The 19,080-nt window shown below is 69.0% G+C and carries 20 protein-coding genes; 12 read left to right on the plus strand and 8 right to left on the minus strand.

The annotated features are described in order from the left end of the window. Positions 1 to 65: 65 nt before the first annotated feature. Complete coding sequence (locus IAI58_RS15015) at positions 66 to 623, minus strand: hypothetical protein (protein ID WP_207445739.1); 558 nt, start codon at positions 621 to 623, stop codon at positions 66 to 68. 112 nt (positions 624 to 735) lie between these two features. Here IAI58_RS15015 and ispH point away from each other — a divergent pair, with 112 nt between their 5' ends. Genes ispH through rnhA form a run of 3 tightly spaced genes read left to right on the plus strand, consistent with a single transcriptional unit; the run spans position 736 to position 3,152 of the window. Beyond that, positions 736 to 1,707 (plus strand): 4-hydroxy-3-methylbut-2-enyl diphosphate reductase, encoded by a 972-nt coding sequence (gene ispH / locus IAI58_RS15020; protein WP_207445740.1) that lies wholly within the window; start codon positions 736 to 738, stop codon positions 1,705 to 1,707. Between the two features lies 1 nt (position 1,708). Continuing rightward, on the plus strand, positions 1,709 to 2,683 hold the full coding sequence (locus IAI58_RS15025) for a homoserine kinase (protein WP_207445741.1): 975 nt from the start codon (positions 1,709 to 1,711) through the stop codon (positions 2,681 to 2,683). Then, on the plus strand, positions 2,673 to 3,152 hold the full coding sequence (gene rnhA / locus IAI58_RS15030) for a ribonuclease HI (protein ID WP_207445742.1): 480 nt from the start codon (positions 2,673 to 2,675) through the stop codon (positions 3,150 to 3,152). Before IAI58_RS15025 ends, rnhA begins: the two co-directional genes overlap by 11 nt. A gap of 34 nt (positions 3,153 to 3,186) precedes the next feature. Here the strand turns inward: rnhA and IAI58_RS15035 are convergent, their stop codons facing one another. Then, positions 3,187 to 3,597, minus strand: a complete 411-nt coding sequence (locus IAI58_RS15035; RefSeq protein ID WP_207445743.1) for a hypothetical protein — start codon at positions 3,595 to 3,597, stop codon at positions 3,187 to 3,189. A 268-nt stretch (positions 3,598 to 3,865) separates the two neighbouring features. Here IAI58_RS15035 and IAI58_RS15040 point away from each other — a divergent pair, with 268 nt between their 5' ends. After that, entirely contained in the window at positions 3,866 to 4,864 is a 999-nt protein-coding gene (locus IAI58_RS15040; protein ID WP_207445744.1) for a Bug family tripartite tricarboxylate transporter substrate binding protein, read from the plus strand. A gap of 188 nt (positions 4,865 to 5,052) precedes the next feature. Then, on the plus strand, positions 5,053 to 5,316 hold the full coding sequence (locus IAI58_RS15045) for a DksA/TraR family C4-type zinc finger protein (RefSeq protein WP_207445745.1): 264 nt from the start codon (positions 5,053 to 5,055) through the stop codon (positions 5,314 to 5,316). 50 nt (positions 5,317 to 5,366) lie between these two features. Here IAI58_RS15045 and IAI58_RS23080 read toward each other — a convergent pair whose 3' ends face one another. Then, on the minus strand, positions 5,367 to 6,143 hold the full coding sequence (locus tag IAI58_RS23080) for a PEP-CTERM sorting domain-containing protein (RefSeq protein ID WP_237182250.1): 777 nt from the start codon (positions 6,141 to 6,143) through the stop codon (positions 5,367 to 5,369). A 286-nt stretch (positions 6,144 to 6,429) separates the two neighbouring features. On the opposite strand from IAI58_RS23080, the gene IAI58_RS15055 reads away from it, so the two are divergent. After that, positions 6,430 to 7,176: a DUF6270 domain-containing protein gene (locus tag IAI58_RS15055; protein ID WP_207445746.1), complete on the plus strand. Its 747-nt coding sequence runs from the start codon at positions 6,430 to 6,432 to the stop codon at positions 7,174 to 7,176. Between the two features lie 7 nt (positions 7,177 to 7,183). On the opposite strand, the gene IAI58_RS15060 is transcribed toward IAI58_RS15055, so the two are convergent. The 5 genes from IAI58_RS15060 to IAI58_RS15080 form a co-directional block, all read right to left on the minus strand. Continuing rightward, entirely contained in the window at positions 7,184 to 8,815 is a 1,632-nt protein-coding gene (locus IAI58_RS15060) for an ABC transporter ATP-binding protein (protein WP_207445747.1), read from the minus strand. Beyond that, positions 8,812 to 9,642, minus strand: coding sequence for an ABC transporter permease (locus IAI58_RS15065; protein WP_207445748.1), 831 nt, complete (start codon positions 9,640 to 9,642; stop codon positions 8,812 to 8,814). The genes IAI58_RS15060 and IAI58_RS15065 overlap by 4 nt, the downstream gene beginning before the upstream one ends. Then, a complete protein-coding gene (locus tag IAI58_RS15070; protein ID WP_207445749.1) occupies positions 9,642 to 10,619 on the minus strand; it encodes an ABC transporter permease in 978 nt (325 codons plus the stop codon). Before IAI58_RS15070 ends, IAI58_RS15065 begins: the two co-directional genes overlap by 1 nt. 9 nt (positions 10,620 to 10,628) lie before the next feature. Further along, positions 10,629 to 12,242 (minus strand): ABC transporter substrate-binding protein, encoded by a 1,614-nt coding sequence (locus tag IAI58_RS15075; RefSeq protein ID WP_207445750.1) that lies wholly within the window; start codon positions 12,240 to 12,242, stop codon positions 10,629 to 10,631. A 206-nt stretch (positions 12,243 to 12,448) separates the two neighbouring features. Beyond that, positions 12,449 to 13,060 (minus strand): hypothetical protein, encoded by a 612-nt coding sequence (locus IAI58_RS15080; RefSeq protein WP_207445751.1) that lies wholly within the window; start codon positions 13,058 to 13,060, stop codon positions 12,449 to 12,451. 168 nt (positions 13,061 to 13,228) lie between these two features. Between IAI58_RS15080 and IAI58_RS15085 the strand changes: the two genes are divergently transcribed. The 6 genes from IAI58_RS15085 to IAI58_RS15110 all read left to right on the plus strand — a co-directional run bounded on the left by IAI58_RS15085 (position 13,229) and on the right by IAI58_RS15110 (position 19,065). After that, on the plus strand, positions 13,229 to 14,434 hold the full coding sequence (locus IAI58_RS15085; protein WP_207445752.1) for an aspartate aminotransferase family protein: 1,206 nt from the start codon (positions 13,229 to 13,231) through the stop codon (positions 14,432 to 14,434). A gap of 8 nt (positions 14,435 to 14,442) precedes the next feature. After that, positions 14,443 to 15,387: an ornithine carbamoyltransferase gene (argF, locus tag IAI58_RS15090; protein ID WP_207445832.1), complete on the plus strand. Its 945-nt coding sequence runs from the start codon at positions 14,443 to 14,445 to the stop codon at positions 15,385 to 15,387. A gap of 142 nt (positions 15,388 to 15,529) precedes the next feature. Continuing rightward, positions 15,530 to 16,714 (plus strand): 5-demethoxyubiquinol-8 5-hydroxylase UbiM, encoded by a 1,185-nt coding sequence (ubiM, locus tag IAI58_RS15095; RefSeq protein ID WP_207445753.1) that lies wholly within the window; start codon positions 15,530 to 15,532, stop codon positions 16,712 to 16,714. A 202-nt stretch (positions 16,715 to 16,916) separates the two neighbouring features. Beyond that, positions 16,917 to 17,879, plus strand: a complete 963-nt coding sequence (gene hslO / locus IAI58_RS15100; protein WP_237182864.1) for an Hsp33 family molecular chaperone HslO — start codon at positions 16,917 to 16,919, stop codon at positions 17,877 to 17,879. Between the two features lie 77 nt (positions 17,880 to 17,956). Continuing rightward, positions 17,957 to 18,679, plus strand: a complete 723-nt coding sequence (locus IAI58_RS15105; RefSeq protein ID WP_207445754.1) for a hypothetical protein — start codon at positions 17,957 to 17,959, stop codon at positions 18,677 to 18,679. Continuing rightward, positions 18,676 to 19,065, plus strand: a complete 390-nt coding sequence (locus IAI58_RS15110) for a RidA family protein (RefSeq protein WP_207445755.1) — start codon at positions 18,676 to 18,678, stop codon at positions 19,063 to 19,065. The genes IAI58_RS15105 and IAI58_RS15110 overlap by 4 nt, the downstream gene beginning before the upstream one ends. Positions 19,066 to 19,080: the final 15 nt, after the last annotated feature.

Genomic DNA, 19,080 nt, shown 5'->3' on the forward strand with positions numbered 1-19,080 from the left:
CGGGCCAGGGCCGCGCCCGTCCGGATGGGCTGGCATCGGCGCCCGGCCCTCCCCCGGCGGCAGGCTCAGCGCGGGCCGCGGCGGCGGTTGGACGCCAGTTCCTCCGGGCTCAGCACGAAGCCGATCAGCACGCGGCGCTGAGAGGCCTCGGCCACGCCGCCGGTCAGGGTGATGCTCAGCTCCTCCCCCGCGCTCTTCACCTTCGCAACATTGGGCGGGAAGCTGACGCGCATGACGAATTCGGAGCGGGAGAGAACCTGGTCGCCATCGCCCACCACCGCCACCATATAGGGGATGTCGAGCGAGCGTCCCTGTGCCGCCGGCCCCCGCTCGGCCGAGAATTCCGGCGTCAGGGTCACCACCAGCCCGGAGCGGCGGGGAGCATAGTCGCATTTGGCCTGGAAGCCGGAGACCTGCGCATTGACCACCATGGCCGTCAGGTCGGAGCCCGCCCCCGGGCGGAAGCGGGTCAGGTCCGCCGCGTCGCCGATCACGCCGATCGGCGGACAGGGCGCCTGGATGCCATCCAGCAGGCTGACGGGCGCACGCTCTCCGCAGCCGGCCAGCAACAGCGCCACACCGCCTGCGATGCATCCGTTCAGAAGGTTCCGCGCCTTGACCATGCTGCCACTCTTCCCCTTAGTGCCGCGGACCGGACGGGGGGGCACTCTCGCCCCCCGCCACGCCGCAACCGATAGAACCCGCAACCACCACGCCTCCGGCCCCGACGCAAGCATGACCCTGCCCAGATCCCAGGCTGCCCCCAAGCCGCCCCTGCATGTGCTGATGGCCGGCCCGCGCGGCTTCTGCGCCGGCGTGGACCGCGCCATCAAGATCGTCGAGCAGGCCATCCAGAAATTCGGCTCCCCCGTCTATGTGCGGCACGAGATCGTGCACAATAAATTCGTGGTGCAGAGCCTGGAGGCCCAGGGCGCCATCTTCGTCGAGGAACTGGACGAGGTTCCGCCGGATGCCCCGGTGGTCTTCAGCGCCCATGGCGTGCCGAAATCCGTGCCCGCCGAGGCGCGGCGGCGGAACATGATGTATCTAGACGCCACCTGCCCCTTGGTCAGCAAGGTGCACCGGGAGGCCGAGCGCCATCAGGCCGCCGGCCGCCACATCCTGCTGATCGGCCATGAGGGGCATCCGGAGGTCGTCGGCACCATGGGCCAGTTGCCCGAGGGCAGCGCCACCATCATCGAGACGGTGGAGGATGCCGAGGCGGTGCAGCCGCCCGAGGGCCCCCTGGCCTTCACCACCCAGACCACCCTCTCGGTCGACGACACCGCCGAGATCGTCGCGACCCTCCAGCGCCGCTTCCCCCGCCTCGTCGGGCCGGGGAAGGAGGATATCTGCTATGCCACCACCAACCGGCAGGCGGCGGTCAAGGCCATCGCCGCGCGGTCGGAGATGGTGGTGGTGGTCGGCGCCCCCAATTCCTCCAACAGCGTGCGGCTGCGGGAAGTCGCCATCCGCGCCGGCTGCCAGCGCGCGGTCATGGTGCAGCGCGGCGCCGACCTCGACCCGGCCCAGGTGGATGGCGTGGCCACCCTGGGCCTGACCGCAGGCGCCAGCGCCCCCGAAGTGCTGGTGGAGGAAGTGCTGGTCCGACTGCGGGAGCGCTTCACCGTGACCACCGAGGAAGTGGTGGTGGCGGTCGAGGACATCACCTTCCGCGTTCCCCCGATGCAACGCCCCGGACGATAAGATGGCTGTCTATACCGAGATCTCGGACGAGGCGCTGCGCGCCTTCCTGACCGAGTACGACCTGGGCGAACTGGTCGCCTTCCGTGGCATCGCAGAGGGGGTGGAGAACAGCAACTACGCCCTCAAGACCACGACCGCCGACTATATCCTGACGCTCTATGAGAAGCGGGTGAACCCGGCCGAACTGCCCTGGTTCCTGGGCCTGATGCGGCATCTGGCGGCGCGCGGCCTCTCCTGCCCCCAGCCGGTCGCGGCGCGGGATGGGGAGGCGCTGCGGGAGCTGTGCGGCCGCCCCGCCGCCATCTGCACCTTCCTGCCGGGCGTCTGGCCGCGCCGGGTGCGGCAGGGCCATTGCGCGCCGCTGGGCGCCGCGCTGGCGGAACTGCATGCCGCCGGCGCCGGCTTCGCGCAGGAGCGCGCGAACAGCCTGGGCCCGCATGCCTGGGCGCCGCTGCTGGACCGCTGCCGCAAGGGCGGCGACGCGGTGCAGCCCGGCCTGATCGCCGAGCTGGACGGCCATCTGGAGGGCATCCTGCGCGACTGGCCGCGCGGCCTGCCGCGCGGACATATCCATGCCGACCTCTTCCCCGACAATGTCTTCTTCCTGGACGATGCCGAGGGCGCGCCACGTGTCTCCGGGCTGATCGACTTCTATTTCGCCTGCACCGATTTCCTGGCCTATGACCTGGCCGTCTGCCTGAATGCCTGGTGCTTCGAGCAGGATTTTTCCTTCAACGTCACCAAGGCGCGGGCGATGATCCACGCCTACCAGTCCCTGCGCCCGCTGACGGAGGCGGAACTGGCGGCGCTGCCGCTGCTGTGCCGTGGCGCGGCCATGCGCTTCCTGCTGACGCGGCTCTTCGACTGGACCCATACGCCGGCGGGCGCGATGGTCACGCGCAAGGACCCGCTGGAATACCTCAAGCGCCTGCGCTTCCATGCCGCCGCCCGGGACATCCACGCCTATGGCCTCTGACGTTTTCGAATCCGCCGCGCCCGAGGCCGCTGAGCGCGTGGTGGAAATCTGGACCGATGGCGGCTGCAAGCCCAATCCCGGCCCCGGCGGCTGGGCCGCGATCCTGAAGTTCGGTGATGTGGAGAAGGAACTCTCCGGCCATGATCCCGCCACCACCAACAACCGCATGGAGCTGACGGCGGCCGCGAGTGCGCTGGAGGCGCTGAAGCGCCCCTGCACCGTCATCCTGCACACCGACAGCGAATATGTCCGCAACGGCATCAGCCGCTGGATTCATGGCTGGGTCCGCAACAACTGGCGCAACGCCGCCAAGGACCCGGTGGCGAATTACGAGTTGTGGCAGCGCCTGCTGGCCGCCGCCAAGCCGCACAAGGTGGAATGGCGCTGGGTGCGTGGCCATGCGGGCGACCCGATGAACGAGCGTGCCGACAGGCTGGCGACAATCGCGCGGGACTCCGGGAAAGCCTGAATTTGTCGCATCCATGGCTACCGCAGGTGAGGCGTCAATCAAGCCGACAGGCCGGGTCCGCTCCACGATGACCAGCTGAGTGTGGTGGAAGGCCCCCCTTTTCAGCCTCAGGCAGGAGACGTCGTGCCGCACAGGCCAAGGTGGAATAGTGCGGCACCTTCCGCAGCCCAGGGGGCTTTCGCAGGTTCTGCCAGTCGGCCACCATGGTCACCAGCCCACGGTAGTCGGTCCGCAGGAACTGGCGCAGCACCAGCAGTGCGAAGAGCTGCGCCTGAGGGAAGTCATGCCGGGAGGTCCGGCTGCCATAGGTCGGAAAGCTTCGCCGCCCAACAGAGAGCGCTTCACGCGCGACACGTACCGCCGACTTCGTCATCCCGCGCATCGATGACCTCGCACCCAGATCCCAGATGCCCTCCCAGCGTTCCACCTGCTCAGATGCTTTCAACAGGGTATCCTCCGGTCTTATCGCCAGTGCGTGTCAGCGGCCAGCAACCGGCACAGGCCTTTGGGCATGTCCGGTGACGATTGCCTTTCGGCGTGCAAGGTCATGGCGAAAATGGCGGCCGGCGCGACGGGTCGGCAGCGCCGCGCCAACAAGCATGCCGGATGCCATCACCAACACGGTTGCATGGCAGGACTTACCGGGCTTCGGAAGTTTGGGCAGACTACCTCTCTGACCGGCCCCAAAAAGAAGCCGGCGAGGAGACGTATCCATGCTGACCCGACGCTGCCTTGGCAGCCGAACCGCCACTCTTGCCCTTACCGCCGCGGGGCTCACCCTCGCGCGCCCTGCCCTGGCCGCCTTTCCGGACCGGCCGATCACCATCATCGTCCCCTTCGCCCCCGGCGGCGCGAACGACTTGGCCGGCCGCCTTCTCGCGGACCGCATCGGCCCGCTTCTCACCGCCGAGGGGCGCGCGCTGGTGGAGAACCGCCCAGGCGGGGGCAGCGCGATCGGGGCGGATTACGTCCGCCGCGCCCGCCCAGACGGCTACACGCTGCTGGTGGGCTCCGCTTCCACCCTGGCCGTCGCGCCCGCCTCCGGCGCCGCCGCCGCGCGCTACCATCCCACCAGGGACTTCACGCCGATCACCGTCGTCGGCACCAGCCCGCTCGGCGTGGTGGTGCCGGCGAATTCCGGCGTCACCTCGCTGCAACAGCTGGTCGACCGGCTGCGCGCCGAGCCCGGGCAGATCGCCTATGCCAGTTCCGGCGTCGGCGGCGTGGCCCATCTCGGCGCTGACTACCTGGCGAATCTCGCCGGCACCAGCGCGCAGCACATCCCTTATCGTGGTGGCTCTCAGACCGCGGAATCCCTCATCAAGGGAGAGACGCTCTACGCGGTCGATCAGCTGGGCTCCGTCGTCGGCCAGGTGCGCGACGGCGCGCTACGGCTGCTGGCCGTCACGACCCGCCAGCGCGACCCGAACTTCCCGGACGTGCCGACCGTCGCGGAGGCCGTGCTGCCGGATTACGAGCTGACCACCTGGACGGCGATGGTAGGCCCCAAGGATATGCCGGACGATATCGCGGAGGCGCTGAGCAAGGCCGCCAACGCGGCTCTTGCCGAGCCCCGCGTGCGCGAGCGGCTGGAAAGCACCGGCACCACCCCCGTGCCGGACAGCACCCCCGCCTCCACCCGCGCTTTTCTGGACCGCGAATTCGCGTTGTACCAGAACATCGTCCAGCGCATCGGGCTGAAGCTGGATTAGGGAAGAGGGCGGCCCGCTGCCGCGGATCCGGCGCAGCATCCGCACCGCGGCTCATGACGCCGACAGGCGGCGCTTCCCGGTGGGCAGCGCCGCATAACCGCTGCGGTCCCTCCGCGGCACCACTCATTGAAAGCGCCGCTGCCGGAGACCAGTTATATCCCCGACACCAATCAGGTCGGGTGGTGACAATGGCCAGCGGATGGGCTCCTGACAGCGCAGTGCAGGATCAGATCGACGATACAGTCACGGATGGAGTCCTGAGAGCGCGTTCTCACCTGCCCACCGGGGATGGGGCAACCCATTGCCTGGAATGTGGCGATGAGATTCCGGCGGCACGCCGCCGCGCGCTTCCGGGAGTGAGAACCTGCGTCCCGTGCCAGTCGGCCCTTGACCGCCGCCCGGTGAATATCGGCTTCAACCGCAGGGGCAGCAAGGACAGCCAGCTCAGATAGGGCGGAGCTCCTGTCCCCGTCCTGCTTCGGCACTGGTGATGACCAGAGACTTAGCAATCCCCGGGCGGCAGGTTTGAGACTGCCCGGACCCGCGCCGGCCGTTCAGCCCGCCGCCGCCGGGCCAGCCCCAGCCCGAGCAGCCCCATGCCGAACAGCGCCATCGAGGCGGGCTCCGGCACCGGGGCGATCACCACCATCGCATTGGACAGCACAAAGCTGGCAAAAGCATCCGCGCTTCTCGTGCCGTCGCGCCATGTCACAGTGAAGGTGTTGGTCGGCGCATCGAAAAGCTGCCCGTAGAAGTAGGAATTACCTGGATACCTCCACTCGATCCCGTCGATGATCTCGGCGATTTCCAATTCGGGAAAAAGTCCGTTGCCGAGCGAAGGCCAGTAGCCGGCTCCGACCCGCAGGCTGCCGGTGAGCCCGATGATGTCATAGGGCAGCGTGAAGGTCGCGCGGAAGATGCCGAGGCAGGGGTTGTAGAAGGAGTGGCAGGTGTAGGCCGCGCCCAGACTTCCGGCTGATAGCGGCGAGAGGCTTAAGAAGCCCCGGCTGGAGTAGCTACCGGCAGAGGGATTCGCGTTAGGACCAACATAGACCGGATCGCTCTGGGTTTCCGGGGTCCAGGTGCCGAAAGCGTCCTCGAAAGTGACGGAGTAGCCCGGCATCCCCGTCAGCGTGACCGCACCATATTGCGCCACGACACCGGACAGGGCGGTCGTCCAGGATGCGGGGTCGAGATAGGCTGCCTCGGCGCGTGGCGCGGCCAGGGCAAGAGCGAGGGTGACGGCGGTCGCCAGACAGGTCTTACGCAGGAACGTCATCGTCTTCCCCTGAACTTTTTCCAGGACCGCAACGATGCATGCCCCGTGCCAGGAAAAATGTCGTTTCCTGGCAATGGTTTATTCACTCAATTCCTTCCGCGCCGGAGCCTGCGTCAAAAGCGCCAACACAACCTTCAATTGCCGCCTCCAGGGCTGCAACTCCTGGCTGTCCGGCATGCCCGGCAGATGGAAAGCCGGCGGAACAGGCGCTTCAAATTAGCGGCGACACGACATAGCATCCGCCACGGGGACATGCCCTGACGCGGCGCCGGACAGAGGACAGGTGATGCGCTTTGATATCTTCGGCAGTTGCGTCTCCCGCGATCCTTTCGACTTCCTTGCCCCGACCGGACATGACGTATTGTTCTACGCGGCACGGCAATCCTTCGTAGGCTTGCGGGACGAGCCTGTCCGATACGACCCGGCCTGGTATGCCGACCTGCCGCCCTTCGAGCGGCGCTGCGTCTTCATGGATCTCGAGAAAAGCGAGGAATATTTCCGCTTCTCAGCCGATGCCGACTACCTGATCGTCGATTTCATCGACGAGCGCTTCGACCTGATGCAAGTCGGCTCCAGCCATGTCGCGGCCACGCGGCACGTGCTCAAGGAACCCTTCCTGGCCTTTCACCAGGATCGTCTGCAACGCCGCCGGCGGCTGCATCCGCCCATCCTGGATGACTGGCGGCGCGGCGCCGAGTATTTCATGGAGCGCGCCACCCGCCGCTTCGCGCCCGAACGGATCATCCTTCACGAAGCCCGCTGGTCCAGCCATTTCCGCACGGTCGAGGGCGAGCTGCTGCCCTTCGATGAGAAGGTCCGGGCCCGCGTCGCGCCCAGCAACGAATTGCTGAAGCATTATCACGAGAACTTCCGGGCCCTGCTGCCCTCATGCCTGACGCTGCGGGTGCCGGATGAATTCCTCTTCGCCGACCCGCAGCATCGCTGGAGCAAGGAGCCCTTCCACTACATCCCCGCCTATTACAGCGCCTTCCTGGACCTTCTGAACCAGGCGGTGGAGAAGAACCGCTGCTGACAGGGCGTCAGACCAGCTCTTCCGCCCCGAAGGCCACAGGCGGCGTCCAGCCTTTGCCCGGCACCGCCGCAAAGAGTGCGCGGGTATATTCGTGGCGCGGGTTCGCAAAAATCTCGGCGGTGACGCCTTCCTCCACCACCTCGCCCTGGCGCATCACGGCGATGTGGTCGCAGAGCTGCGCCGCCACGCGCAGGTCATGGGTGATGAAGACCATCGACAGCCCCAGGCGCTGGCGAAGCCCGGCCAGCAGCTTCAGGACCTGCGCCTGCACCGAGACATCCAGCGCCGAAACAGGCTCATCCGCGACCAGCACCTCCGGCCGCATGGCCAGCGCCCGCGCCAGGCCGATGCGCTGCCGCTGCCCGCCGGAGAATTCATGCGGGAAGCGGTCCAGTCCGGCCGGGTCCAGCCCCACCAACTCGAACAGCTCGCGCGCCCGTGCCATGGCCTCGGCGCGTGGGGTACCGTGGATCATCGGGCCCTGGGCCACCAGTTCCCCCACCTTGCGGCGCGGGTTCAGGCTCGCATAGGGGTCCTGGAACACCATCTGGATCCGCCGCGCATCCCGCCGGAGATCGGCGCGCGAGAGCGCCAGCCGGTCCTGCCCGTCGATGCGGATGCTCCCCTCCTCCGGGTCCAGCAGCCGCACCAGGCAGCGGGCCAGGGTGGACTTGCCGGAACCGCTCTCCCCCACGATGCCTAGCGTGCCGCCACGCGGCAGGCTGAGGGTGACGTCGCGCACCGCATGGGTCACGCGGCGGTTGCGGCTGAGGAAGCCCGATTTCCGGTAGGTCTTGGAAAGATGCCGGATCTCCAGCACCGGCTCCCCTTCCGCCAGGATGCTGGCGGGCGGCGGCGCCAGCGGCGGGACGGCGGCCACCAGGGCACGGGTATAGGGGTGGCGCGGGTGGTTCAGGATATCCCCGGCCGGCCCCTGCTCCACCACCTCGCCATGGCGCATCACGGCCACGCGGTCGGCGATATCGGCCACCACGCCGAAGTCATGGGTGATGAACAGCACCGCCGTGCCGGTGCGCCGCTGCAGATCGCGGATCAGCTCCAGGATCTGCGCCTGCGTCGTCACATCCAGCGCCGTGGTCGGCTCGTCGCAGATCAGCAGCTTCGGCTCCAGCGCCAGGGCCATGGCGATCATCGCCCGCTGCCGCTGCCCGCCGGAAAGTTCATGCGGGAAGGCCCGCGCCGCGGCGGCGGGGTCGGGGATGCGCACCTGCTCCAGCAGCGCCAGCACCCGCGTGTTCCGCTCGGCGTTGGAGAGCCGCGTATGGACGCGGAACATCTCGCCGATCTGGCTGCCGATGGTCCTCAGCGGGTTCAGCGCCGTCATCGGCTCCTGAAAGACCATGCCGATGCGGGCGCCGCGCAGCTTCCGCATCTCCGGCTCCGGGATGGTCAGCAGGTCGCGCCCCTCGAAGAGGATGCGCCCGGCCTCGGCCTGCACGCCCTCCGGCAGCAGGCCCATCACGGCACCGGCGGTCATGGACTTGCCGGAGCCGCTCTCCCCCACCACGCAGAGGATTTCGTTGGGCTCCAGCACCAGCGAGACATCGCGCAGCGCGTGCGGGCGATCGCCACCTTTGGGCAGGGCCACGGTCAGCCCCTCGATGGAGAGAAGGCTCATCGGGATTTCAGCCTCGGGTTCAGCGCGTCGTTCAATCCCTGCCCGACCAGCGAGACCGCCAGCACCGTCAGCAGGATCGCCACGCCGGGGATGGCGGAGACATACCACTGCACGCGCAGCACGCCCCGGCCGGCGCCGATCAGATTGCCCCAGGACGGGACATTGGGATCGGAAAGATTGAGGAAGGCCAGGGAGCTTTCCAGCAGGATCGCCACCGCCATGATGACGCTGGCATAGACGATGACCGGCGGCAGGGCATTGGGCAGGATCTCGCGGAAGATGATGCGCGCGTCGCGCATCCCCAGTACGCGGCAGGCCTGCACGAACTCACGCGAGCGCAGGGAAAGGAATTCGGCTCGCGTCAGCCGCGCCGATGGCGGCCAGGATACGATGCCGATGGCGATCGTCACCGTGCGAATGTCGGAGCCGAAGACCGCCACCAGCACCAGCAGCAGGATGAAGTTCGGCAGGGTCTGGAAGGCTTCGGTCACGCGCATCAGCGCGTCATCCACCCAGCCGCCATAGAAGCCGGCGATGGCGCCCACCACGATGCCGATGCCGATGGAGATGACGGTCGCCACCAGCGCGATCAGCAGGGAGACGCGCGCGCCATGGAAGATCTGGGCGGCGATGTCACGGCCGGTATTGTCCGTCCCCAGCCAGAAGCGGGGATTCGCCCCCGGCCATTGCAGCGGCCGCCCGGCGAGGGAGAGCGGGTCGCGCGGGAAGACCCAGGGCGCGCTGATGGCCATGGCCACCACCGTCAGGAGCAGCAGCAGCCCGATCACCGCGGCAGGGCTGCGGAGGTAGCGACGCAGGAATCCCATCACCGCCCCGCCGTGATGCGTGGGTCGAGCTTGGCGTAGAGCAGGTCGATAACGAAGTTCACGAGGATCACCAGCAGGGCGGAGACGAAGACGATGCCGAGCAGGGTGTTCAGATCCCGCTGCACCACGGATTCATAGGCCAGCCGCCCAAGCCCGGGCAGGTTGAAGACGCTTTCCACCACCACCGAGCCACCCAGCATGGTGCCGGCCTGCAGGCCGATCAGCGTCAGCCCCGGCAGCAGCGCGTTGCGCAGCACATGGCGCAGCAGCACCCCCGTCTGGCTCAGCCCCTTGGCGCGGGCGGTGCGGACGAAGTCCAGGCTCAGCACCTCCAGCATGGAGGCGCGCATGATCCGCAGGTAGGTCGCCAGGAAGATCAGCGCCAGCGTGGTCACCGGCAGCACCAGGTGATGCGCGATGTCCAGCACCCGCGCGAGGCCGGTATGGCCGGCGCCGATCTCCTCGAAGCCGCCGGCCGGCAGCCAGGCGAGCTTGATGGCGAAGACCACGATCCCCATCATGCCGAACCAGAAGGACGGCGTGGCGTAGAAGATCAGGCCGAGCGTCGAGATCAGCGCATCCGGCCACTTGTTGACCCGCCGCGCCGCCAGCACGCCCAGCGCCATGCCGCCCGCGAAGGCGAAGCAGAGCGAGGTGCCCATCAGCAGCAGCGTCACCGGCAGCCGCTCCAGGATCACGGTGGAGACGGGCTTGCCGTAGATGGCGGAGAAGCCGAGATCCAGTTGCACCAGCCGCAGCAGATAGCGCGCCAGCTGCACCAGCACCGGCGCATCCAGGCCATAGAAGCTGCGGAGCTGCTCCATCATCGCCGGGTCGCCGCCGCCCATCTGCGCCATCAGCGCATCGACGGTATCGCCGGGCGCCAGCTGCAACAGCAGGAAGAGGCCGATCAGGATCAGCAGCAGCGTCGGCAGGCTCGCGGCCAGCCGGCGCAGCGCAAGGGCCAGGATGCGCATCTCTCCGCCTCAGCCCGGCTGCAGCCAGGTGTCGTGCCAGTCGCCGGAGTCCCAGCGCGGCGAGGTATGGTGGTTCTGCACCTTCCGACTGGTGACGGCGTAGAAGGGCCGCTCCGTCAGCATGGCCACCGGAATCTCCTCGTTCACCGCCTTGACCCATTCGGCGTAGAGCGCGCGGCGCTTCGCCGGGTCCAGCTCGCTGGCGGCCTGGTCGATCAGCGCGTCCACCTTCTCGGACTGCCAGCCATATTGGTTGGTCCAGGGCGCGCCCTTCGGGCTGCCAGAGCGATACCAGACAGTGGTCGAGACCGCGGGATCGCCGCGATACTGGTGCCAGCCGGTGGCGAGGTCGAAGTTCCAGTCGCGATAGACCGCCGTCAGCGCCCCGGCGATGTCGAGCTGCACGATCTCGACCCGGATGCCCACCTGCTGCAGCGACTGCTGGATGAAGGTGGCCAGCAGCGGCACGTCCTCGCCGTTCTGGATCGGCACGATCCTCAGCGTGAAGCGGATGCCGCCGGCGCCGCGCTTGTAGCCGGCCTCGTCCAGCAGGGCCTCGGCCTTCGCCTTGTCATAGGGATAGGGCACGGCGGAGTCGGCGGGATAGAAATCGGTGGAGAGCGAGGGGATCGGCCCGGTGGCCGGCTTGCCCAGGCCGTAGAGGAAGTTCTCCAGGAAGAAGGGCACGTCGATGGCGTGCACGATGGCGCGGCGCACGCGTACGTCGGAGAGTTCCTTCCGGCGCGTGTTGAACTCCAGCGTGTTGTTGAAGACATTGGCTTCCACGCCGCGGGTCGAGACCTCAAAGCGCTCATCGCTCTTCAGCCGGTCCAGATCCGCCAGCGGCAGGCCGTTATAGGCCGAGATCTGCACCGATCCGGTCTCCAGCGCCGCGGTGGCGGCGGAGCGGTCGGTGATGAAGCGCCAGACGATGCGGTCCAGATAGGGGAAGCCCTGGCGCCAGTAATCCGGGTTGCGTTCCGCGATGACGTACTGCCCGCGCTGGTATTCCACGAACTTGTAGGGGCCGGTGCCGATCGGCGCGGTATTGGCCGGATTCTCCAGCACATTGCTGCCGGCGAAGACATGCTTCGGCACGATGTAGCCGAGGTCGCAGAGCGCGCGCAGCAGCAGGTCCAGCGGCATGGGGCGGGAGTAGCGGAAGACCGCCGTGTGCTCGTCCGGCGTGTCCACGGCGTCGAGGTAGAGTTGCAGCGTGGTGCCGTAGTTCAGGTGCACCTTCCACTGTTCCATCGCGGAATACTGCACATCGGCCGAGGTGAAGGGCTTGCCGTCGTGCCACTTTACCCCCTCGCGCAGCTTGAAGGTGATGGTCTTGCCATCCTCCGAGGCGTCCCAGGAGGTCGCCAGCACGCCTTCCGGCCTGCCGGAGGTGCCGAGGTCCACCAGCGGCTCGATGATCTTGCTGGTGATGACGTAGACGCCGGTCGAGGCCCGCAGCGCCGGGTTCAGGATGCGCTGCTCGGAACCCAGATGCACCGTGAGGACGCCGCCCTTGCGCGGCGTGGCCGCGGCCTGCGCGGCGGCATGGGAGGCAGGCCATGCGCCTGCCAGCATCAGACCAGCCCCGGAAAGCAGGGCCTCGCGGCGTGTGATCCTCATCGACCAGTCCCCTTCGCTATTCCCGGCCACAAACGGCCAAAGTGGAATTGTGTCAATCCCTCGTGACCATCGTGAATTATACGCGCTTTGTTACAGGGGATGGTGCCGTGTTTCCTCCACCCCGTCCATCGCCATGCCAGGGGTTGAGGTCCGGACATGGAAAGGGCGGCCGAAGCCGCCCTTCCCTGCCGAGGAACCGTGACGTCTTAGCGGGACGGGGTCGGGGTCGTGCCGGCGCTGGTCTGACCTTCGGCGGCGCGCCCCATGGCGGAGCCGGTCGGGGCGGAGGGGGCGGTGTCCGGCGCCTGACGGTTGGCGCCCGGCACGCGGCTGCCGTCGGCGGCATCCCCGTTCGTCATCCGGTCCATCGCGCGCCCCAGGGCGGTGCCGGGCGGATTGTTGGGGGTGCCGTCCGAATTCTGCGGATAGGCGCCCGAGGTATTGGTGCCGGCCGCGCGGTCCAGCGCACGGGTGGCCGCCGTCCCCGGTGGGTTGTTCCCGGTCCCATCGGGCGAATTCGGCGTCGCGCGCTCCGCCGCCCGGCCGGCCGCCGTGCCCGGCGGGTTATTGGCCGTGCCGTCCGAATTCTGCGGATAGGCGCCCGAGGTATTGGTGCCCGCCGCGCGGTCCAGGGACCGGGTGGCCTCCGTGCCCGGCGGGTTGCTCGTCCCGCCCGCCTGCGGTGCCGGCTGGATGCCTGGCGTCGGGGTGGTGACGGCCGGCGAATTGCGCGTGGGGTCCCCGGCTGTCTGCGCCTGGGCGGCGGTGCCCAGCCCGAACATGGCAACCGAGGCCAGGGCGATCATGGAATTGCGCATGGGTCGTCCTCCATTCATGTCAGCCGTGTGCACGGCGATGACCGGAGAACGCCTCCGGTCGCGGGGCGGTTGCCGCGCGGGGCGGTTTGCGGCACCATGTAGAATTCCCGTGGCAGGAAGCCGGACGATCGTCGCCCGACCCCATGGGAATGCGGAGCCTGAGACACCGTGATCCCCGCCCTGATGCCGACCTACAACCGCGCCGACCTCGCTTTCGAGCGGGGCGAGGGTGCCTGGCTGTGGACGACGGACGGGCGACGATTCCTGGATTTCGGCTCCGGCATCGCCACCACCTCCATCGGCCATGCGCATCCGCACCTCGTGCGGACCATCGCCGAGCAGGCGGCCAAGGTGATGCATACCTCGAATCTCTACCGCGTGCCGCAGGCCGAGCGCCTGGCGCAGCGGCTGGTCGATACCTGCTTCGCCGACAGTGTCTTCTTCGCCAATTCGGGTGCCGAAGCGAATGAGGGCATGATCAAGGCGGTGCGGAAGTACCATGCCGAGAACGGCCACCCCGAGCGCTTCCACACCATCTGCTTCGAGGGCGCCTTCCACGGCCGCACCCTGGCCACCCTCTCCGCCACCGGCAACGAGAAGTACCTCGCCGGCTTCGGCCCGCCGGTGCAGGGCTTCGACCATGTGCCCTTCGGCAACATGAACGCGGTGCGGGATGCCATCGGCCCGCAGACCGCCGCGATCATGATCGAGCCGATCCAGGGCGAAGGCGGCGTCCGCCCCGCCGACCTGCGCTTCCTGCGGGAGCTGCGCGCGGTCTGCGACGAGTTCGGCCTGCTGCTGGCGCTGGACGAGGTGCAGACCGGCATGGGCCGTTCCGGCAAGCTCTGGGCCCACCAGTGGGCCGGGATCGAGCCTGATGTCATGTCTTCGGCCAAGGGCATCGGCGGCGGCTTCCCGCTGGGCGCCGTCCTGGCCAAGGAGCATGTGGCCAAGCACCTGAAGCCCGGCACCCACGGCACCACCTATGGCGGCAACCCGCTGGCCTGCGCGGCCGGCAATGCCGTGCTGGATGTCGTCCTGGCCGATGGCTTCCTGGACCAGGTGGATGGCACGGCGCGCTACCTCTGGCAGAGCCTCTCGGCCCTGGTGGAGCGCCACCCGGCGGTGCTGACCGGGCTGCGCGGCGCCGGCCTGCTGCTGGGCCTGCAATGTTCGGATGCCGTCACCAACGGCGATATGCAGGCCGCCGCCGTGGCGGAGGGCCTGCTGACCGTCGCCGCTGGCCAGAACGTGCTGCGCGTGGCGCCGCCGCTGATCATCACGCGCGAGCATGTGGACGAGGCCGTGGCGGCGCTGGACCGTGCCTTCACCAAGGCCGCTGCCACGCTGCAGGCCAAGGCGCCGGCCAAGTGAGCACCGCGATGGCACCGGGGAACAAGGGGGGGGCGGTGACGCCCCCTCGCCATTTTCTGGAACTGTCGGATTTCGACGCCCCGACCCTGCGCCGGATGCTGGACCTCGCCGCCGAGACCAAGCACGGCAACCGGGCCGACAAGCCCCTGGCGGGCAAGACGATCGCGCTGATCTTCGAGAAGCCCTCCACCCGCACCCGCGTCTCCTTCGAGGTCGGCATCCATCAGCTCGGCGGCCATGCCGTCGTGCTCTCCTCCAAGGACATGCAACTCGGGCGGGGTGAGACGGCGGCGGATACGGCCAAGGTGCTGTCCCGCTATGTCGATGCCATCATGCTTCGCACCGACAGCGTGACCAAGCTGCGGGAGCTGGCGGAGCACGCCACGGTGCCGGTGATCAACGGCCTGACGGATGTCTCCCATCCCTGCCAGCTGATGGCCGATATCCTGACCTTCGAGGAGCATCGTGGCCCGATCGCCGGTCAGGTGGTGGCCTGGCTGGGGGATGGCAACAACGTCGCCCGCAGCTTCATCCAGGCCGCCGCGCGCTTCGGCTTCACGCTGCGCCTCGCCACCCCGCCGGAGCTGGCGCCGCCGGCCCAGCTGGTGGACTGGGCGCGGCAGGAGGGTGCCGCGATCGAGCTGACGGCCGACCCCGTGGCTGCCGTGCGCGGCGCCCGCTGCGTGGTGACGGATACCTGGGTCAGCATGTCGGACGAGAAGGATGGCGGCCCCACGGCGCGCCACAACCAGCTCGCCCCCTATCAGCTGAACCAGACGCTGCTGAAGCAGGCGGCGCCGGATGCCATCGTCATGCATTGCCTGCCCGCCCATCGCGGGGAGGAAATCACCGCTGAGGTGATCGACGGCCCGCAGAGCGTGGTCTTCGACGAGGCAGAGAACCGCCTGCACGCGCAGAAGGGCGTGCTGCTCTGGGCGTTGGGCGGCGGCTGACCAAGGGCGGGGTGTAGCCTCCCCTCCGAGATACCGGGCGCCGGCTACCCCGTGGCGCCGCCGCGCCCTGAGGGGCTAGTGGGTGACAGGGGCTGCCCGGCCGCCTATGTGGATGCCAGTTCCAGTTCCGGGGGCCGGCACCATGCAGTTCGACGTCGTGATCGTGGGGGGCGGCCCGGTGGGCCTGGCTTTCGCCGGCTCGCTCTCCGGGACCGGCCTTTCCGTGGCGGTGGTGGAGCCGCAGCAGCAGGCCGCCCTCGCCGCCCCTGGTTTCGACGGGCGGGAAATCGCGCTGACCCACCGCTCCCAGGACATCCTGCACCGCCTGGGCGCCTGGGACCGCATCCCCGCCGAGATCCCTTCCCCCCTGCGGGAGGCGCGGGTCCTGAATGGCGGCTCACCCTATGCGCTGCGCTTCGACACCACGGGGCGCCAGGCGGCCGAGCTGGGCAGGCTGGTGCCGAACCACATCATCCGCCGCGCGCTGCACGAGGCCCTGCCGGAGAATACGACGCTGCTGGCGGGGCTCCGCGTGACGGGGCTGCACACGGATGCGGAGGGAGCGGTGGTCACGCTCTCCGACGGGCGGCGGCTCTCCGCCGGGCTGGTGGCGGCGGCCGACAGCCGCTTCTCCTCCATCCGCCGGCTGGCGGGGATCGAGGCGGAGACTCTGGATTTCGGCAAGGCCATGCTGGTGGCACGGCTGCGCCACACCCTGCCGCATGACCACATCGCCACCGAATGGTTCGACTACGGCCAGACCATGGCCATGCTGCCGCTGAACGGCGAGGTTTCGTCCCTGGTGCTGACCCTGCCACCGCAGGAGATCGCCCGGCTGAAGGAAGCCGATGGCGCCGTCTTCAGCGCCGAGATCACCCGCCGCTACCGCGGGAGACTGGGGCCGATGGAGCTGATCAGCAGCCGCCACACCTATCCGCTGGTCTCCGTCTATGCCCGGCGCTTCGCCGGTCGGCGGCTGGCGCTGCTGGGGGATGCGGCGGTGGGCATGCATCCCGTCACCGCCCATGGCTTCAATTTCGGCCTGCAGGGCCAGGACATCCTGGCCCGCCGCATCCGCGCCGCCGTGGCGGAGGGGCGGGATTTCGCCGCCGGCCCCGTGTTGCGCGGATATGAGGCCGAGCACCGGCAGGCCACGCGGGGCCTCTATCTCGCCACCAATGCGACGGCCCTGCTTTATACCAGTGACCACCTGCCGGCCCGCTTGATACGCAACGCAGCGTTGCGATTCGGCAATAACCTGCGCCCTGTGCGGGGGGCCATCGTGTCCCATCTCATGGAGGAAGGCCAGGCGACGGCGGGCGCCTGATCGCGCCTGCCTGTCGCATCCGGCCGGCATCATCCCTATTTATCGGTTTGACCGAAGGCGGGGCTTCTTTCCGCCGTATTCCGGCATGGCAGGCGCGTGGCGCCGCGCCCTGCTGCCCGACTGAACCGCCCGAATCACCCCCGGGGCCATCCGCCGGCCCCGCGTGGCCCGATCTCTGGCCTGAGCATGGACAAGCCTGCGCGTGAACAATCCGACCCTTCCCCACGCCCCGCGTGACAATGACCGCCCCCCCGTGCCTGAGGTGATCGTGCCGCAGGGGGTGCAGCCATTCCATCTCCAGAACAAGCCAGTGCGGGGCCGCCTGATCCGTCTCGGCCTGCTGGCCGATGCCTTGCTCTCCCGCCACGATAACCCCGATGTGGTGAAGAAGCTGACCGGACAGGCGCTGGCGCTGACGGCCGCGCTGGCCACGGCCCTCAAGTTCCAGGGCAGCTTCAGCCTGCAGGTCAAGGGCGACGGCGCCGTGCCGATGCTGCTGGCCGATTGCACGGATGACGGCATGCTGCGCGGTTATGCCCGCGCCGATATGGAGCGCCTGGCCCTGCTGAACGGCGCCGATGCCGAGGCCGGCGCCCTGCTGGGCAGCGGCTACCTGGCCTTCACGGTGGATCAGGGTCCCGGCATGGACCGCTACCAGGGCATCGTGGCCCTGCAGGGCGAGACGCTCGCGGAGATGACCGGCCATTACTTCGCCAGTTCCGAGCAGCTGGCCAGCCGCGTATGGCTGGCCGCCGGCAAGGGGCCGCAGGGCTGGCGTGGCACCGCGCTGGTGCTGGAGCGGGTGGCCGGCCAGGGCGGCATCGGCCCGGATATGGACAGCCTCAGCCAGGACGATGCCTGGGAGACCGCAGTCACCCTGGCCGCCACGGTGAAGGACGAGGAGTTGCTGGACGACGCCCTGGCGCCGGAACAGCTGCTCTATCGCCTCTTCCATGCCGAGGGGCTGGTGCTCGACCGGCCGCGCCCGCTTTCCTATGGCTGCCGTTGCTCTCGCGCGCGGCTGGCCTCGGTACTGGAGGGCTTTGGCAACGAGGATCTGGACGAAATGGCCCAATCGGGCGAAATCTCCATGACCTGCGAGTTCTGCAACACCACCTTCCGCTTCGCGCGGGATGAGGTGCGGGGGGCCTCGCGTCCGAGCTGAACGCTTCCACGGGGGGAGACGACGGAATGATGCCGAGGAACGCGCGCCAGGGCGCTTATGTGCCTGGGCGGCGAAGCGTGATTCTGCTGTTGCCGCTGCTGGCCGCCGCCTGCGCCAGCGGCGACACCACGCCGACGCTGCAACCGCCCCCCGGCTACGCCTATCTGACGCCGCTGCGGCTGAACGTGCTGGATATCGAGGTGGTGGAGCCTGGCCCCGGCCCTGCCTTCCGCACCGACCCGCCCGCGCCCCTCTCCCCTTCCGCGCTGGCAGCACAGATGGGGCGGGACCGGCTGGTGGCGGTCGGCACCACCGGCCGCGCGCGTTTCCTCATCGATAGCGCGACACTGATCCGGGAAGTCGCGAGCGCCGGCGGCATCTTCGCGCAGCAGACGGAGCGGCTGACCTGCGTCATCCGTGTGCGGGTGGAGATCCTGGGCGGGGATGGACGCCGGGTCGGCTTCACCGAGGCGGAGGTGCGCCGCAGCGCCACTGTGATCGACGAGGGTCCGGCGAGCCGCGCCCGCGCCGCCGACCAGATCGTCCGGCAGGCGATGGACGACCTGAACGTCGAATTCGAGTTCCAGCTGCGCCGCAACCTGCGGGACTGGCTGATGAACGGCGATCCGGGCGTGCTGCCCCCTGCCGGGATCCAGCAGGAGAGCCTGGACGGCGGTGCCCCGGCGGCCCCGGCCCCGGCGGTGCCGGCCAGCGTGGCCGATCCAGCGCCTTCGCTGCCACCGCCCACGCCGCGCTTCGCGCCGAACCTCACCCCGAACCTGGCCCCGCCCCGCCCATGAGCCGCGTCACCTTCAGCAACCCGGCGGGCGTGCCGGCACCCGCCGGCTTCTACTCCCAGGCGGCGCTGGTCGAGGGGCCGGGACGGCGCCTCGTCATCGCCGGGCAGATCGGCGTGGCGGCGGATGGCACGGTGGCCGAGGGCGGGCCGGCGCAGATCCGGCAGGCCCTGGCCAATCTCGGCGCCGTGCTGGCCGCCCATGGCATGGGCCCGAAGAATGTGGTGCGGGTGCTGGTGCTGCTGACCGACCGCGGCCTGCTGGGCGAATGGCGGCAGGCACGCAACGCGTTCTTCGGCGACCACGCGCCCACCAGCACCCTGATGGTGCCGGCCGGGCTGGCCGATGAGCGCTTCCTGGTGGAGGTGGAGGCCGAGGCGGTCGATTGACCGCCCGGCCCGGGC

This window comes from Roseomonas marmotae (assembly GCF_017654485.1).
Lineage (GTDB): Bacteria > Pseudomonadota > Alphaproteobacteria > Acetobacterales > Acetobacteraceae > Pseudoroseomonas > Pseudoroseomonas marmotae.

Coding starts and splice junctions, on each gene's coding strand:
- IAI58_RS15110 (WP_207445755.1), top strand. CDS start 18,676: ATGAGCCGCGTCACCTTCAGCAACCCGGCGGGCGTGCCGGCACCCGCC.
- IAI58_RS15065 (WP_207445748.1), bottom strand. CDS start 9,642: ATGGGATTCCTGCGTCGCTACCTCCGCAGCCCTGCCGCGGTGATCGGG.
- rnhA (WP_207445742.1), top strand. CDS start 2,673: ATGGCCTCTGACGTTTTCGAATCCGCCGCGCCCGAGGCCGCTGAGCGC.
- IAI58_RS23080 (WP_237182250.1), bottom strand. CDS start 6,143: ATGACGTTCCTGCGTAAGACCTGTCTGGCGACCGCCGTCACCCTCGCT.
- IAI58_RS15025 (WP_207445741.1), top strand. CDS start 1,709: ATGGCTGTCTATACCGAGATCTCGGACGAGGCGCTGCGCGCCTTCCTG.
- IAI58_RS15080 (WP_207445751.1), bottom strand. CDS start 13,060: ATGCGCAATTCCATGATCGCCCTGGCCTCGGTTGCCATGTTCGGGCTG.
- IAI58_RS15070 (WP_207445749.1), bottom strand. CDS start 10,619: ATGCGCATCCTGGCCCTTGCGCTGCGCCGGCTGGCCGCGAGCCTGCCG.
- IAI58_RS15015 (WP_207445739.1), bottom strand. CDS start 623: ATGGTCAAGGCGCGGAACCTTCTGAACGGATGCATCGCAGGCGGTGTG.
- IAI58_RS15045 (WP_207445745.1), top strand. CDS start 5,053: ATGGCCAGCGGATGGGCTCCTGACAGCGCAGTGCAGGATCAGATCGAC.
- argF (WP_207445832.1), top strand. CDS start 14,443: ATGGCACCGGGGAACAAGGGGGGGGCGGTGACGCCCCCTCGCCATTTT.
- ubiM (WP_207445753.1), top strand. CDS start 15,530: ATGCAGTTCGACGTCGTGATCGTGGGGGGCGGCCCGGTGGGCCTGGCT.
- IAI58_RS15075 (WP_207445750.1), bottom strand. CDS start 12,242: ATGAGGATCACACGCCGCGAGGCCCTGCTTTCCGGGGCTGGTCTGATG.
- IAI58_RS15060 (WP_207445747.1), bottom strand. CDS start 8,815: ATGAGCCTTCTCTCCATCGAGGGGCTGACCGTGGCCCTGCCCAAAGGT.
- IAI58_RS15055 (WP_207445746.1), top strand. CDS start 6,430: ATGCGCTTTGATATCTTCGGCAGTTGCGTCTCCCGCGATCCTTTCGAC.
- IAI58_RS15040 (WP_207445744.1), top strand. CDS start 3,866: ATGCTGACCCGACGCTGCCTTGGCAGCCGAACCGCCACTCTTGCCCTT.
- ispH (WP_207445740.1), top strand. CDS start 736: ATGACCCTGCCCAGATCCCAGGCTGCCCCCAAGCCGCCCCTGCATGTG.